Annotated in this window: 15 protein-coding genes; 6 read left to right on the top strand and 9 right to left on the bottom strand. The window is 51.6% G+C overall.

What is annotated here, in order from left to right; translation table 11 throughout:
- Positions 1-84: 84 nt before the first annotated feature.
- Both RNAN_RS00155 and RNAN_RS00150 read left to right on the top strand, forming a co-directional pair.
- A complete protein-coding gene (locus RNAN_RS00155) occupies positions 85-825 on the top strand; it encodes a ferredoxin--NADP reductase (protein WP_008217495.1) in 741 nt (246 codons plus the stop codon).
- 81 nt (positions 826-906) lie between these two features.
- Positions 907-2,172, top strand: a complete 1,266-nt coding sequence (locus RNAN_RS00150; RefSeq protein ID WP_008217493.1) for a mechanosensitive ion channel family protein — start codon at positions 907-909, stop codon at positions 2,170-2,172.
- Between the two features lie 28 nt (positions 2,173-2,200).
- On the opposite strand, the gene RNAN_RS00145 is transcribed toward RNAN_RS00150, so the two are convergent.
- Together RNAN_RS00145 and RNAN_RS00140 are read right to left on the bottom strand one after the other, a co-directional pair.
- On the bottom strand, positions 2,201-3,019 hold the full coding sequence (locus RNAN_RS00145) for a complement resistance protein TraT (RefSeq protein WP_008217491.1): 819 nt from the start codon (positions 3,017-3,019) through the stop codon (positions 2,201-2,203).
- On the bottom strand, positions 3,020-3,754 hold the full coding sequence (locus tag RNAN_RS00140; protein WP_008217489.1) for a complement resistance protein TraT: 735 nt from the start codon (positions 3,752-3,754) through the stop codon (positions 3,020-3,022). It abuts the gene before it with no gap.
- 262 nt (positions 3,755-4,016) lie between these two features.
- Here RNAN_RS00140 and suhB point away from each other — a divergent pair, with 262 nt between their 5' ends.
- Positions 4,017-4,820, top strand: coding sequence for an inositol-1-monophosphatase (suhB, locus tag RNAN_RS00135; protein WP_008217487.1), 804 nt, complete (start codon positions 4,017-4,019; stop codon positions 4,818-4,820).
- 159 nt (positions 4,821-4,979) lie between these two features.
- Here the strand turns inward: suhB and RNAN_RS00130 are convergent, their stop codons facing one another.
- The 7 genes from RNAN_RS00130 to RNAN_RS00100 all read right to left on the bottom strand — a co-directional run bounded on the left by RNAN_RS00130 (position 4,980) and on the right by RNAN_RS00100 (position 12,064).
- The gene (locus RNAN_RS00130) at positions 4,980-5,354 is read right to left on the bottom strand and encodes a rhodanese-like domain-containing protein (RefSeq protein ID WP_008217486.1); all 375 of its coding nucleotides are present in this window, start codon (positions 5,352-5,354) and stop codon (positions 4,980-4,982) included.
- A 72-nt stretch (positions 5,355-5,426) separates the two neighbouring features.
- On the bottom strand, positions 5,427-6,374 hold the full coding sequence (secF, locus tag RNAN_RS00125; protein ID WP_008217483.1) for a protein translocase subunit SecF: 948 nt from the start codon (positions 6,372-6,374) through the stop codon (positions 5,427-5,429).
- Positions 6,375-6,384: 10 nt separating this feature from the next.
- The gene (gene secD, locus RNAN_RS00120; RefSeq protein WP_008217480.1) at positions 6,385-8,238 is read right to left on the bottom strand and encodes a protein translocase subunit SecD; all 1,854 of its coding nucleotides are present in this window, start codon (positions 8,236-8,238) and stop codon (positions 6,385-6,387) included.
- Between the two features lie 22 nt (positions 8,239-8,260).
- Entirely contained in the window at positions 8,261-8,602 is a 342-nt protein-coding gene (gene yajC / locus RNAN_RS00115; RefSeq protein WP_008217478.1) for a preprotein translocase subunit YajC, read from the bottom strand.
- A 20-nt stretch (positions 8,603-8,622) separates the two neighbouring features.
- Positions 8,623-9,765 carry a tRNA guanosine(34) transglycosylase Tgt gene (gene tgt, locus RNAN_RS00110; protein WP_008217476.1) on the bottom strand — a complete coding sequence of 381 codons (1,143 nt, stop codon included), beginning with the start codon at positions 9,763-9,765 and terminating at the stop codon, positions 8,623-8,625.
- 276 nt (positions 9,766-10,041) lie between these two features.
- Complete coding sequence (gene queA, locus RNAN_RS00105; RefSeq protein WP_040551389.1) at positions 10,042-11,067, bottom strand: tRNA preQ1(34) S-adenosylmethionine ribosyltransferase-isomerase QueA; 1,026 nt, start codon at positions 11,065-11,067, stop codon at positions 10,042-10,044.
- Between the two features lie 88 nt (positions 11,068-11,155).
- Positions 11,156-12,064 (bottom strand): hydrogen peroxide-inducible genes activator, encoded by a 909-nt coding sequence (locus RNAN_RS00100; protein WP_008217471.1) that lies wholly within the window; start codon positions 12,062-12,064, stop codon positions 11,156-11,158.
- A 341-nt stretch (positions 12,065-12,405) separates the two neighbouring features.
- Here RNAN_RS00100 and RNAN_RS00095 point away from each other — a divergent pair, with 341 nt between their 5' ends.
- The 3 genes from RNAN_RS00095 to RNAN_RS00085 all read left to right on the top strand — a co-directional run bounded on the left by RNAN_RS00095 (position 12,406) and on the right by RNAN_RS00085 (position 15,762).
- Complete coding sequence (locus tag RNAN_RS00095) at positions 12,406-14,670, top strand: S8 family serine peptidase (protein ID WP_040551337.1); 2,265 nt, start codon at positions 12,406-12,408, stop codon at positions 14,668-14,670.
- A gap of 260 nt (positions 14,671-14,930) precedes the next feature.
- Positions 14,931-15,251 (top strand): hypothetical protein, encoded by a 321-nt coding sequence (locus tag RNAN_RS00090; RefSeq protein WP_008217463.1) that lies wholly within the window; start codon positions 14,931-14,933, stop codon positions 15,249-15,251.
- Between the two features lies 1 nt (position 15,252).
- Positions 15,253-15,762 (top strand): hypothetical protein, encoded by a 510-nt coding sequence (locus RNAN_RS00085; RefSeq protein WP_008217462.1) that lies wholly within the window; start codon positions 15,253-15,255, stop codon positions 15,760-15,762.
- The last annotated feature ends 7 nt before the right edge of the window (positions 15,763-15,769 follow it).

Below are 15,769 nucleotides of genomic sequence, written 5' to 3'. Positions count from 1 at the left end.
CACTAAGGCGTTAGTTTAGCCCCAAGCTGGTAGAACAGCGCTTGTTTGCTAGGCTTAAGGCAACAAACGAAGAGGAAACTGATTATGGCACAATGGCTTAGCGGCTCCGTAACCGACAATCATCACTGGCATGCCAATTTATTCAGCTTAAAAGTGAAAACCGACGCCTTTAGCTTTACCGCCGGTCAGTTTGTCCGGCTGGCGTTAAATACTGACGAGGGCCGGCTACAGCGCGCCTATTCGCTGGTAAACAGCCCTGGTAGCAGCGAGCAGGAATTCTTAATCAGCACAGTAGCTGAGGGCAAACTATCACCACTGCTGCAGCAACTTAAAATGGGCGATAGTGTTGAGCTAAGCCAGCCAGCATCGGGCTTTTTTGTGCTGGATGAAGTACCAGAGGGTGACAATTTATGGCTTATCGCCAGCGGCACCGGCATTGGGCCTTATTTGTCGATGCTGGGCACGCATCAGCTATGGCAGCGCTTTGGTCATATCGTGCTGGTGCACAGCGTGCGTACTATTGGCGACTTGGTATACCGTGATCTAATCGGCCAATATCAGCACCAATACCCGGGCCAGCTGCATTACCAGCCCATTGTGACCCGCGAGGCACACAGCGGCGCACTGAATAAACGCCTGCCCGAACTTATCCACAGTGGTGAATTGCAACGCGCTTGCCAGCAAACATTAAATAACCGCTCACAGGTGATGCTGTGCGGCAACCCGGATATGATCAAAGACACCAAAACCACGCTGGAAAGCTTAGGCCTGAAAAAGAACCTGCGCCGCGCGCCGGGTAATATCACCGTAGAGCAATATTGGTAAGCTATTGTCGGCACAACGACATTCAGCCTGGATCAGGGTAAGCTATGCCACGCTGTACGCCACTGGTGATGGAGAAAGAGTGTGGATGAAATAATACAACCGCTGCAAGACACGCTGCAGCACTACCCGCAATTAGAATTACCCACTGAATTGGCCTTGCTGTTACTCCTTAGCTGGCTGGGTAACTTTGTAATAAAACGCATTTTAATCGGCGGTATTTTTAAACTGCTGCGCGCCACGCCAATTAATGAGCAACATGTGGTGCAAAAATTCAATTTTGTCTCGCGGCTGTCAAATGTGGTGCCGGCACTGATTATTTCTACCGGTATCGGTTATGTCAGCGGCGTGCCGGAGGCCGCGGCTACCGTTATAGTCAATGTGTGTAATGCCTTTGTGGTGCTGACTATCGCGTTGGCGCTGAGCAACCTGTTGGATATCGTCAATTCCATTTACGAACAGCGGCCCGATGCGAAAATACGGCCAATTAAAGGCTATATCCAGGTATTAAAAATCGTTATCTACGCGGTAACACTGATCCTGATTATCGCGGCGCTGTTTGATCGCTCACCGCTGATTTTGCTGTCAGGTTTAGGCGCGATGGCCGCGGTGCTGATGCTGATTTTTCAGGACACCATTTTATCTCTGGTGGCCAGTGTGCAAATTTCCTCTAACGATGTGTTGCGCGTAGGCGACTGGGTGGAAATGCCGCAGCTAAACGCCGATGGCGATGTGATTGATATCGCCCTGCATACGGTAAAAATACAAAACTGGGATAAAACCATTACCACTATCCCTACCCGCCGCTTTATGACCGATCCGTTTAAAAACTGGCGCGGTATGCAGGAGTCAGGCGGCCGGCGCATTAAGCGCTGCATTTTTCTTGATCAACAAAGCGTGCACTTTTTAGATGCAGAGCAAAAAAAGCGTCTGGGCCGCTTTAAGTTGTTAAAAGACTATCTGGCCAGTAAACAGCAGGAAATTGATGACTGGAACACCCAGCTGGCAGAGGAAGGCAAAGAGCCGGTAAACACCCGGCGCATCACCAATATTGGCACTTTTCGCGCCTACGTTGAGCGCTATTTACAAAGCCACCCTGGCATTCACCAGCACATGACGCTGATGGCCCGGCAGTTGCCTGCTACCGCCGACGGCTTGCCGCTGGAGCTGTATTGTTTTACCAATACCACCGCCTGGCTGAAGTACGAAAGCATCCAGTCGGATATTTTTGATCATTTACTGGCGATATTGCCCGAATTTGGCTTAAGGGTTTACCAGCACCCCAGTGGTATGGATGTGCGGGCGCTGAGTGACGTAATTAAAGGTGATACACACGCAGTGGCCGGTTAAAAAATTCCGGTCTCTTAACAGCGGCCGGTTAAAAAATACCGGCCAGTGAGCGCAGCAGGCCCTGATGCAGTGGTTGTTCGGCGTCTTGCCAGTTCAGGTTGGCTTTATTGGCAAAACTGACTACCCGCACCTGATATTTGCGCATATCGGTATCGCGCTGCCAGAGCTGCTCAAAAGCCCCGCTGTCGCCCTGCCGTAGCTGGTGTTCGCTGTACTCCTGCACTTTTTGCCCGCTGTCAGGGCTGATGCGCTCGGCGATTTGAATATCGGTTAGCATGGTGTAGTACTTATCCTGCACCAGTTGATTGCCGATATACTCGGCGCCGGCAAAAGCCGCCAACACCACTAAGGCGCGGGCAATATCTTTGCCATCGACATTGGTGCCAATCGACGTATCAACAAACACCGCCGAATTACGGCTGTAGCGCTCGGCGCGCTGCTCGGGTGTTTCCGGCTCGGGCGGCGGTGCCATACCCGGGTGCAACAGCTCGCTGACTTCCTGCGGTGTCATGCCGTATTCGTCGGCCAGCACCTTGTCCGGCCGCTCTTTTAATACCGTACGCACATTTACCTGTAACCAATACTGTGCCTGCAATGGCGAACTTACCAGCTGATAGCCGCGGCTTAGCATAAAGCTGCGCACATCGTCGGCCAGCGGCAGTTGATATTCTGCCGTGGTGTTGCGGATATCCAGATAAATGGTGCGCTGCTCTGGCTCTACCGGGTCCAGGTATACCGTTTGGCTCATGCGGGTTTGCACGTCCAGATTGCGTTTCGCCACAGAGGTATGCACTGCGGTGCAACCACTTAACAGCAGCACCGCAGCAAGTAACAGCCAGCGTTGCATTTAGAATAGGCCTGCCAGCGCCCGTACCATGCCCTGGGTTAACTCTGGCTCGGCCTGCGGCCATTTTAAATTGGCCTGGTTGGCAAAGCTGACAATGCGGGTTTGGTATTTACGCATATTGCTGTCGCGCTGGTAACTGGAGGTGGTGCTGCCGCTGTCGCCCTGAATAAGCTGATGTTGCGAGCTTTCACTGACGACCCCCTCAAAGCGCTCCATGATCTGAATGTCGGTAATCACGCTGTAATACACGTCTTCAACCATGGCGTCGACCACAGTGCCAACAATGGCGCCACCTACGGCCGCACCAATAGCGGCGCCACCGCCCGAGCTACCGCCGGTAGCACGGTGCAGCGCATAGCCGGTTACTGCGCCACCGGCAACACCAGGGCCGGCTGCCAGCGCACTATTGGTGTCACGGGCATTACTGCGCCCCACCTGCAGCACATTGGCCTGCAACCAGTAATGTGCCCGTTTCGGGCTATCTATTACCTGATAACCACGTGCCTGCAGGCTTTGGATCACCTGCGGTTTAAGGTCAAACTCCGGTTTATCTGAGGTGTTGCGAATATCGACAAACACTGTGCGCTGCTCAGGCTCTACCGGATCGAGAAAAATAGAGCTGCTCATCTTGGTTTGCACATCCAGATTGCGCTTTGCCACCGCTGTATGCAGCGCACCACAACCGCTTAAACTTAGGGTGGTGATAATAAGCGCACTGACAATTAAGCTTTTCATAGTAAGTCCTTTATCAAGAGTGAAAATACCGCTGGCCTGCTGCCAAGCTAGTACCGGCAAACTGAATTGCCTCTGAATAATTAAGCTGATTTTATACTAAAACTAACCTGACAGTGGCACCCGCTTGTAACAGAACGTGAACAGGCGACAAAATCACCGGCCCGGGCGGGTTTTACCTTTACTTTTTAGCTGTAGCCGTTACAATACGCGCCGCTCTTTTGACCGAAATTTACACAGCTCTTTTCAAAATAAGGTAATTGCTATGCATCCGATGTTAAACATCGCGGTTCGCGCTGCCCGCAGCGCCGGTAACGTGATCGCACGCGCCTGTGGCCAGCTGGACATGGTTCAGAAACTGCAAAAAGGCACCAACGACTTTGTTACCAATGTAGACAAAGAAGCTGAACAAGCCATTGTTCAGGTGTTAAAAAAATCGTTCCCGACCCACGGTATTGTCGGCGAAGAGCATGGCGATTACGGCAATAGTGACAGCGAGTTTCAATGGATTATTGACCCGCTGGACGGCACCACCAACTTTATTAAAGGCATTCCGCACTTTGCGGTGTCTATCGCGTTAAAACATCAGGGTAAATTAGACCAGGCAGTGATCTTTGATCCACTGCGCGGTGAGCTATTTACCGCCTCACGCGGCCGCGGCGCCCAGTTAAACGGCACCCGCATCCGGGTAACCAACCTGCCGGATATGGGCGGCACTATTTTAGCCACCGGCTTTCCGTTTAAAAACAAAACCCATATACCGGCACATGCGGCTATGGTTACCAGCTTATTAGCTGATGCTGCCGATATTCGCCGTACCGGCTCTGCCGCGCTGGATTTAGCCTATGTGGCCGCTGGCCGCTTTGACGGCTTCTTTGAAATTGGCTTAAAGCCGTGGGACATTGCTGCCGGCGAGCTTATTGTGCGTGAAGCCGGTGGTTTAGTGTCTGACTTTACCGGCGGCAGCAACCAGATGCGCAGCGGTAATATTGTCGCGGCCAGCCCGAAAGTACTGGCCGGTATGTTAAAAGGCATTCGGCCACATTTAACTGAAGCCTTGTCTCGCTAAATCGGTTTTGGTTAATTTCTTCATAGTCTGCAACACCCGCTGTGCTCGCCACAGCAACTCGCAAGCCATCCCTGGCTTGCTCAGACACTCTGTGGCTGCGCATCGGGGTTCCAGACTATAGCAGCAGGCGTGACGCATCACGCCTGCTAAATCACCTGTCTAAGGTTTTGGCACTTCTACCGGTAACTTACGCTCGCACCACTCACGGTAGCCACCGGCTAAGCTAAACACATTTTGATAGCCCATCTGCTGCAGCGTTTGCGCTGACAGCGCTGAACGATAACCTCCACCGCAGTACAACACAATTTTCTGCTTTTTATCTGCTACCGTCTGCTCAATATCGCGCTCAATAATGCCTTTTCCCAGATGCATAGCCTCTGGCAAATGACCGGCCAGCCATTCGTGATCTTCGCGGATATCCAGTAGCACATAGGGTTGGTTATGCTGCAGCATCTCATCAATGCTAATTTCGTTGATCTGCGCTTTGGCCTGCTCTACCAGTGCCAGAAAACCCGGGGCATGTTGTTTGCTCATAATAGTTATCCTTAATAAGCGTAAAAAAATGCCAGTCAGTGACTGGCATTTTTAGCATCTTTAACCGCGCAATTACAGCAAGGCGTCGGTATTTTCGCCCTCTTTTTCCACCGGTGGCGGCGGTAGCATATCTTCACGGCTAATGCCGAGAATTTCTGCAATAGAGCTGGCGACATACACCGATGAGTAGGTACCAATAGCAATACCAAACAGCAGCGCGGTGGCGAAGCCATGTATTAAGGCGCCGCCCATATAAAACAGCACCACCAATACCAATACCGTGGTTAACGAGGTGACCACGGTGCGGTTTAGCGTTGAGGTAATGGCATCGTTTATGGTGTCATCGACACTGGTGTCACGCAATTTGCGAAAGCTCTCACGAATGCGGTCAAACACCACTATGGTATCGTTTATCGAGTAGCCTATTAGCGCCAATATGGCCGCCAGTACCGTCAGATCAAACTCCAGCTGTAACACTGAGAATAAGCCCATGGTTAAGGTAACGTCATGAAACAACGCCATTACCGCACCTACCGACAGACGCCATTCAAAACGCATGGTGACATACAGCAAAATACCAATCAGCGCCACCAGCATGGCCAGGCCACCGTCTTCTTTGAGCTCTTGCCCAACGCTTGGGCCAACGAATTCAATACGGCGCACCGTAACCGGCTCAGCCTGCTGGCTGTTTAGCACAGAAACAATGCTATCCCCCAGGGTAGATTGATCGATATCGGTACGCAGCGGTATACGAATTAACACATCGCGGCTGGTACCAAATAGCTGCACTACGGCATCACCATAGCCGGCAGCCGTCAGCGTTTGCCGTACGGCTGGCAAATCGGCCGGCTGTGCAAAACCTACTTCAATGACAGTACCGCCGGTAAAATCCAGCCCCCAGTTAATACCCTTGGTAAAAAACGACACAAAAGAGCCCAGGATCAGCAAGGTTGATAACACCATGGCCGGCCATTTTAACCGCATAAAATTCAGCGGCTGGCTAAAGTAAAATATTCTCATGCCGTACTCCTTAGATTGGCAGTGACTGCACACGGCGGCCACCCCAAATTAAATTGACGACTAAGCGAGTACCCACTACCGCCGTGAAAATAGAGGTTAAAATGCCGATCGCCAGCGTCACGGCAAAGCCTTTCACCGGGCCGGTACCAATGCCAAACAGGATCAGCGCCACCAATAAGGTGGTGATATTCGAGTCGGCAATGGTGGCAAAGGCACGGTCATAGCCCTGATGGATAGCCTGTTGCACCGAACGCCCTTCGGCCAATTCTTCCCGAATACGTTCAAAGATCAGTACGTTAGCGTCTACCGCCATACCTACTGTTAAGACAATACCGGCCATACCCGGTAGTGTTAAGGTAGCCCCGGGGATCATCGACATTACGCCAACAATCAGCACCAGGTTAGCCACCAATGCTAAATTAGCCACCACACCAAAGGCTTTGTAGTAAATCACCATAAACACCAGCACGGCGACCATGCCCCACTGAATAGCCGTTACACCAAGCTCAATGTTCTCTTTACCCAGGCTTGGGCCTATGGTGCGCTCTTCAATAATCTGAATAGGCGCTATTAAGGCACCTGCACGTAATAAAGTGGCCAGGTTTTGTGCTTCGCCAGGCGAGTTGATACCGGTAATGCGGAAATCACGGCCTAAACGGGCCTGTATGGTGGCATCGTTAATCACTTCTTGCTGCTTAATCAGGATCGGGTTGCCATCTGCGCCAATTTCAGTACCGGGTTTATATTCAATAAACACCGACGCCATGCGCCGGCCAATAGCATCGCGGGTCGCCGCCGATAACATATTACCGCCTTTGGCATCCAGCTTAATGCTAACCTGTGGCCGGCTGTATTCATCAAACGCCGAGTTAGCGCCAGTAATATGCTCACCGGTTAACATAATCCGTTTTTCCAGCAGCAGCGGGCGGCCATCGCGGGTGTAGTACAGCTCTGCGTTAGGCGGTACACGGCCTTCCAGCGCGGCGGCTAAATCGCCCTCTTCATCGACTAAGCGAAACTCCAGCGAGGCAGTGGCACCTAAAATTTCTTTCGCCTGAGCCGTATCCTGCACACCGGGCAGCTGCACCACAATGCGGTCTGCGCCCTGGCGCTGCACCAGCGGCTCAGCCACACCAATTTCGTTTACCCGGTTACGGATAATGGTGATATTTTGCTCCAGTGCATATTCGCGGATTTCTTTTAAGCGAATTTCACTAATGCCGACAAGCAATGTTAAATCGTCGCTGCCCTGGCTAAATACCAGTTCACGGTCGCGCGCTTTAAGTGCCGCTTCAGCCGCTGCCACGTCTTCAGCAGTACGCAAACTGACAATGACCCGGCTATTGGCTAAATCGGGCTGTACACTGCGGTAGCGGATTTTGTCTTCGCGCAAATCGGCGCGGAAGGTTTGCACCATGTCATTAACGTTTTTATCCAGCGCGGCTTTCATGTCGACGGCCATTAAAAAATGTACGCCACCACGTAAGTCCAGGCCCAGTTTCATTGGCGAAGCACCAATAGCGCTTAACCAGTCCGGGGTTGCCGGTGCCAGGTTCAGCGCGGTAATAAAGTTAATGCCCAACAGCTGGTTAGCAACTTCGCGCGCCTGCAGCTGATCTTCCGTGCTGTTAAAGCGGGCCAGTACCTGGCCGTTTTCCAGCACTACCGATTTAGCAGCAATATTGGCGTCGATAAAGCTTTGTTCCAGTCGGGCCCGGGTAGCGTCATCTACGCTACCGCCCCGGGTGGCGCTGATATTCAGCGCCGGATCTTCCGGGTACAGGTTTGGCAACGCATACACCAGTGCCAGCAATAACATGCCAAGCACCAGAAAGTAGCGCCAAACGGGGTTTTGATTTAACACCTGTTTATCCTTTTCCTGAAAATTACAGCGATTTCAGCGTGCCTTTAGGCAACACAGCACTAATAGCCGCTTTTTGTACGGTTACTTCAGTGCTGTCATTCAGCGCCAGTACCACGAAGTCTTTGTCTTCGGCAATTTTGCTGATGCGGCCGACTAAACCGCCCTGGGTTAATACTTCATCGCCCTTCGCCAGCGCCGCCATCAGGTTGCGGTGCTCTTTAACGCGTTTAGCCTGTGGCCGGTAGATCAGAAAATAGAAAATCAGACCAAAGGCCACCAGCATAATGATCAGATCCCAGCCACCACCTTGTGGTTGTCCAGCTGGTGCGGCCTGCGCATAAGCATTGCTGATAAATAAACTCATAAATTTCCCCTTAATTGTGATTAATGTTGTTCGTTATTCTGTGCCGGCGCCGCCAGTTCAGGCACCGCCATACCGCGTTTAGCGTAAAATTGTGCGACAAACTGCTCCAAAGTACCAGCGGCGATGGCGCCACGCAATCCTTGCATCAGTTTCTGGTAGTGATGCAGGTTGTGAATGGTGTTTAAACGCGCACCCTGAATTTCATTGCAGCGGTCTAAATGGTGTAAATAAGCCCGCGAATAGTTTTTGCACGTGTAGCAATCACATTCTGCGTCCAGTGGGCCTATATCGTCTTTGTATTTGGCGTTGCGGATTTTGACCACGCCGGTTGAAACAAACAAATGGCCATTACGGGCATTGCGGGTGGGCATCACGCAGTCGAACATGTCGATACCGCGGCGTACCGCTTCTACGATATCTTCTGGCTTACCCACACCCATTAAATACCGCGGTTTATGCGCCGGCATTTTATCGGTGGTGTGGTCTAAAATGCGGATCATGTCTTCTTTGGGCTCGCCAACCGATAAACCACCGATGGCATAGCCGTCAAAGCCAATTTCTTCCAGACCGTTTAACGACACATCGCGCAGGTGCGGGTACATACCGCCCTGAATAATGCCAAACAATGCCGCAGAGTTATCACCATGCGCATCTTTACTACGTTTGGCCCAGCGCAGCGACATTTCCATCGATTTTTTTGCCTGCATTTCCGTCGCCGGATACGGCGTACACTCATCGAAAATCATCACGATGTCGGAGCCTAAATCCCGCTGTACTTCCATTGAGCGCTCCGGCGTTAACATAATGCGCTCACCATTTAACGGCGAGCGGAACTTAACGCCCTCTTCGGTAATTTTGCGCAGCTCACCCAAGCTAAAGACCTGAAAACCGCCCGAGTCGGTCAGGATCGGCTTATGCCAGTGCATAAAGTCATGCAGGTCGCCATGCTTTTTGATGATCTCGGTGCCCGGGCGCAGCATCAGGTGAAAGGTATTACCTAAACAGATTTGTGCGCCGGTAGCCTCGAGCTCTTCCGGCGTCATGCCTTTAACGGTGCCGTAGGTACCTACCGGCATAAAGGCAGGCGTTTCTACCACGCCGCGGTCAAAAATAAGCCGGCCACGGCGGGCCTTGCCATCTGTGGTGTCTAATTCAAATTTCATTACTTTCCTCATGCGCCAGAGAAACAGTCTGGCTTTTTTGCGCCGCGATTATAGCAGCTTACGCCCGATAAACTAAACGGCTAAGACATAGACGGGTTCAGTGCAACAGCCAGTGCCGGGAAATTCTTATTTCGCCGCCTTCAACAGCACGTCCCTGTGCTGTCTCAGCCTGCGCGGCATCCCTGCCGCTGCTGCATAAGAACACCCGGCACCAGCTTCGTCGACACCGTATTAGCATTTCCCTGCCGTAAGCCCTGCGACACGCTAAAGATCTCGTTAACGGATAAACATCGCATCGCCATACGAATAAAACCGGTATTGCTCAGCAATCGCCGTTTTGTAAGCATGCATTATGTTTTCGCGGCTACTAAACGCCGATACCAGCATAATCAGTGTCGATTCCGGTAAATGGAAGTTAGTGATTAAGGCGTCTATTACCTTAAACTGATAACCAGGGTAGATAAAAATTTGCGTATCACCACTGTAGGCAACAAGCTGACCGCCGCCCTGCTGCGCGGCAGATTCCAGTGAGCGCACCGAAGTAGTACCTACCGCCACCACTTTATTACCGCGTGCCTTACAGGCGGCGATAGCATCGACTACCGGCTGTGGCACCTCGATATATTCAGCGTGCATTTTATGCTCTAACACATTGTCTACCCGCACCGGCTGAAAGGTGCCGGCGCCGACGTGCAGGGTAATATAAGCAAACTCAACGCCCTTGGCTTTTAGCTTGTCTAAAAGCGGCTGATCAAAATGCAAGCCCGCGGTAGGAGCCGCCACAGCGCCGGGTTTTTCGTTATACACCGTTTGGTAACGCGCTTTGTCTTCCTCGGTATCCGGCCGGTCAATATAAGGCGGCAGCGGCATATGGCCTAAGCGCTCCAGCATGTCCAGTACCGGTTCATCGCCGATAACCTGCAGCTCAAACAATTCATCATGCCGCTGGTTCATCACCACTTTGGCACTGCCTTCCAGCAGCAGCTCAGTGCCCGGTTTCGGCGCTTTGCTGGCGCGGACATGGGCTAAAAAGCGCTGCTTGTCCAGCATACGTTCTACCAGCACTTCTACCTTGCCGCCCGAGGCCTTCTGGCCAAATAAACGTGCCGGTATCACCTTGGTATTGTTAAATACCAGCAAATCACCGGGCTGCAAAAAGTCGGCGAGATCTTTAAAAATATGATGGCTTAACTCACCGCTGTGTTTATCCATCGCCAGCAGGCGGCTGGATGAACGTTCGGCTTTGGGAAAACGGGCAATCAGCTGCTCGGGCAGCTCGAATGAAAAGTCTTTAACTTGCATACTTGTTACTGACATAGAGAGGTCCTTGGCTTTACCGACCAGAGGGGCACGGCGAAAAAACAGCGCGCAGTTTAACAGAAAGCGCTGCTTAACGGCATTTGTTTGCCAGCACCTGGGCAATTAAATCTGCCATCAGGCGGTAACTGCGAGCCTTGGTTGAGGTAGGCCGCCAGGCAACGCCGATATCGCGGTAAGCCGCGGCATTACCCGGCGCTTGCGCTACCAGTTCAGTGCCGTCGAGCAGGCCGCTGTTAATCGCCATTTGCGGCATAAAAGTCACGCCCAGTTTGTTGTTCACCATTTGGGTTAGCGTATGCAGGCTGGTGGCAAAAAACGGGTTTACTTTGCGGCTATCTTCCAGCTCGCAGGCTTTTACTGCGTGGTTCGTTAAGCAATGCTCGCGTTCCAGCAAAAAGATACTTTCATCCGGCCACTGGCTAATGTCCTGATTAAAGCCTCTGTCCAGCCAGTCTTTGTGCAGCACCAGCTTAAAGCCATCTTTGGCCAGCACTTCGGTGTGAAAGGCACCGGTCTCATAGGGCAGCGCCAGCAGCACCATATCCAGCCGCCCCTCAGCTAACGCATGCAGCGAGTTGTCCGAGGTATCTTCACGCAGCAAAAGCTGCAGCTCAGGGTATTGCTGGCGGCACATTGCCATCACTTCGCTTAACACAAAAGGGGCTATGGTCGGAATGCAGCCCAACCGGAATGGCCCGGCCATGGGTTTACCCTGACATTTGGCAAACTCGGTCAGCTCTTCACACTGCTCAACAATATAACGGGCCTGGCGCACCACATCTTCGCCCAGCGGGGTAAAAATAAAGGTTTTATGATCGCGCTCCAGCAACTGAGCGTGCATGGTTTCTTCCAGGTTAGCAATGGCAGCACTTAGCGTAGACTGGCCGATATAACAGGCTTCTGCCGCCCGGCCAAAATGCTGATGTTCGTGCAAGGCCAGTAAATACTGTAACTGTTTAACACTGGGTAAGCGCTTCATTATTTATTCCGATTAAAAAATGCGATTGTCGTTTAAATAAACGTTTAAAATGTACGCTGCCCTGCCTGAAGATGCAAGGCTTTTCAGCTTACCTGGCCTTGTCAGCACTACCTCTAGTTATTCACTTGTCCGATTTGTAATTTTAAGTTTGAACAAAATTTACATTTGTTATAGTTTGATAACCAAATGCAAGCATAAATACCCACTTTGCGCGATAAGCGGCGATAAAAGCTATTTTTGTTTACATTTTCTAACCAAACCAGCCCAGATGTCGAGCCAGGCAGTCCGCGCAGTACCGGGCATTACACACTATAACGATAACAATCACCTGGAGGGTGAACATGTCCAGAAGTCAAAATCTCGTGCTGTTAGCTGGCGTTAGCCTGCTGGCCGCCAGCGTAGCGAATGCCATTGCAGCACCAGGCGACAGCCTGCGTCAGGCTGCGGAGCAGGCCAGCAACCAACGCTATATCATCAAGTATAAAGAAGCCGGTCTGAGTAAAGAGCAGGCGCTGCAACAAAGTAAAGCCACCAAACAGCAAGCTCTGGCTGCCCTTAGCAGCAACGGCGAGCGTTTAAGCCGTCAGGGCGTACGGGTACACAAATTACTGGCTAAGCGCAATGCACTGGCGGCCGAGCTAAACCCGGTAATGCTGGCGCGGTTAAAAGCCGACCCAACAGTAGAATATGTCGAACGCGATTTACCCCGTTTTCCGATGATGCAGCAAATTCCCTATGGTTTTACTATGGTGCAGGCCGATCAGGTCAGCGACGAGTTTGCCTCTAACCAGACCGTCTGTGTGATTGACTCGGGCCTGGGCTTACCGCACGAAGATTTTAATGCCGCCAATATCACCGGCAGCAATGACATCGGCACCGGCAACTGGTTTGATGCCGGCGGCCCACACGGCACCCACGTTGCAGGCACCATAGCGGCGCTGAATAACGATGTGGGTATTGTTGGGGTGATGCCCAATGGCCACCTTAAGCTGCATATCGTCAAAGTATTTAACGACGATGGTTGGGGTTATTCGTCCAGCCTGGCGCAGGCTGTCGACACCTGTGCACAAAATGGCGCCACTGTAATTAATATGAGCTTAGGCGGTGCCGGCTCCAGCGTGACCGAGCGCAATGCAATGCAAGCGGCCTTTGATGCCGGCGTACTGCTGATTGCTGCAGCCGGTAACGATGGCAACACCGCTATGTCTTACCCGGCGTCCTATGATTCTGTGGTGTCAGTGGCAGCAGTAGACGACACTAAGACGCTGGCCGATTTCTCCCAGCGCAATACGCAGGTTGAACTGGCAGGCCCGGGCGTCAACGTCCGCAGCACCTATCCTGAAGGCGGTGCACTGGAAGCCAACCTGGCGGTGGGTGCCCAGTCGTTTGATGTCATTCCGATGACCGGCTCCGGCACGGCAAACCTTAATGCTGAACTGGCCAGCTGTGGTTTGGGTGTTACCACCTGTACCGATGTTGACGGCAAGATCTGTGTTATTCAGCGTGGTGAAGTCGCCTTCGCACAAAAAGTAGAGTCCTGTCAGGCCGGGGGTGGCGTCGGCGCCATTATTTATAACAATGTGTCAGGTAACTTTGGTGGCACCCTGGGTGACAACCCCACTACCACTATTGCCGCCGTCAGTGTGTCGCTGGAAGACGGCAACCTGCTGATGAACGAGCTGGGCAATGATGCCTACCTGTTCTCGGGTGCGTCTAATTACGGCCTGATGAGCGGGACCTCTATGGCATCGCCACATGTGGCTGGTGTCGCAGCATTGGTGTGGAGCCATTATCCACAGTGTACCAATGCACAAATCCGCAGCGCGCTGGCCGCCACCGCGGAAGATTTAGGTACTGCCGGTCGTGACACTTCTTACGGTTTTGGTTTGGTGCAGGCTAAAGCCGCAGTAGATTACCTGGCGCAATACGGCTGTGCCGGTGACGATGACGACACGCCACCACCGCCGCCGCCAACGGGTACTGAACTAGTAAATGGCGAAACCGTATCAGCGCTGGCCGGTGCTGCCGGTGATGAGCTGCTGTTTACGCTGAATGTACCAGAGGGCGCCAGCAACCTGTCATTCGTAATGAACGGCGGCACCGGTGATGCCGACTTGTATGTCAAGTTTGGTGCTGAGCCAACGGCGTCTGACTGGGATTGCCGGCCATATCTGTTTGGCAACAACGAAAGCTGCCCGATCGATCCGGCCCAGGCAGGCACTTATTTCGTCAAATTAATTGGTTATACCGCCTTTGCTGACGTTAATTTAACCGGCAGCTTTGTGGCACCCGATTTACCCGATGCCGGTGGCGAGACCATCAGCAACATTAGTGTGGCGCGCCGCAGCTGGCAGCATTACACGCTGGAAGTGCCCGAGGGCATGGCGCAGCTGAGCGTGACCATCGGCGGCGGCCGTGGTGATGCTGACTTGTATGTAAAATACGCCAGCCAGCCTAGCAGCGGCAGTTACGATTGCCGGCCGAATAAAAACGGTAATGAAGAAAGCTGTGTGATAGAAAACCCGCAAGCCGGTACCTGGCATATGTCGGTGTATGGTTACCGCGCGGTAACCGGTTTAACGCTGGTCAGTGAGTATCAGCCTTAAGTTGTGTATCGCTTAATAGCTTAAAGCCGCAAAAATTTGCGGCTTTTTTCATCAGTTTTACCGCCGCAACAGTTTTGCAGTGTCGTTTATCTATTTTAATCATAAGGTTACCCTACAAGGTTCGTCTGTAAGTAATGACGGCACCATTCTAATGCCTTGCAATGACCAACAATATCAGCACTTTGTTAGTTGACAACCCTTACCACAGCTGAAAAAATTCACTCAAATTTTACTTTTTAGCAAACAAAAGGACTAAGTCAATGGATGTGAACGACAAGAAGTATGTAGCAACAGTGATTAACTATTTTTGGGGGCGCAATACAACAACGCCTGAAGGGGTTAACGAGGCTGCGGCACTTGTTGCTTATGAAGCACTTGAGCAGGCGAATGTTTGTTCAAATTCTATGGATTTAGTGCCAAGGCCTACTTACGCCAAATCTGGCATAAAGTATGTGCTGAAACAACTTGCAGGAATTGGTAAGCGTATTCAGAGTGGCGATACTGCAATATATAACTCTTGCAAAGGTGTTGTTGGGCTTCGTTACAAGACGAAAATAATGATGGCGCTGTCTGGGGTGTAAAATGAAAATAACGTATATACCTATACTGCTTTTACTCAGCGCGCTTGGCTGTCAGGCATCTACCAGTCCTGCTAAAACAGAATTGCTCTACAGCAACCATATTTTTTCAGTGCCTCCCAAAGCTTCGCTTGTAGCAGCCATAGGTGGTGAAAACCACCTGCTGCTGTTTCGTTATGGTGCGGAAAAAGGCAAGAAGTATTTAGCTTTCTCCAATATCACTCCAGATGAAAGCATGAACTTTGGTTGTCAGGCTGAAGTGTTTTTTGCAGTGCTATTTACCGCTACGACTAATGAGAGTTGTAACTCAGATGAGTTGACCGCATTCAAAGGCGTGTTCGTAGACGGTCATGATGTAGGAGGGTGGGCTGGTGACAAGTTAAGAATTTATTTCAGTATCGGTAAGGATCAGTCATTCCTATTCGCATTTGACGACGCGGGTAACGCCATAAAAATTGAATCAGACTTTTTATCTAAAGCCGAGCTAAATGAAGTGGTTGGCGCAGCCTTATAAGCTATAT

The sequence above is a fragment of the Rheinheimera nanhaiensis E407-8 genome, assembly GCF_000296695.1.
GTDB lineage: Bacteria > Pseudomonadota > Gammaproteobacteria > Enterobacterales > Alteromonadaceae > Alishewanella > Alishewanella nanhaiensis.
The sequence above is the reverse complement of the archived record's forward strand: the minus strand, read 5'-3'. Positions and strand labels throughout refer to the sequence as shown.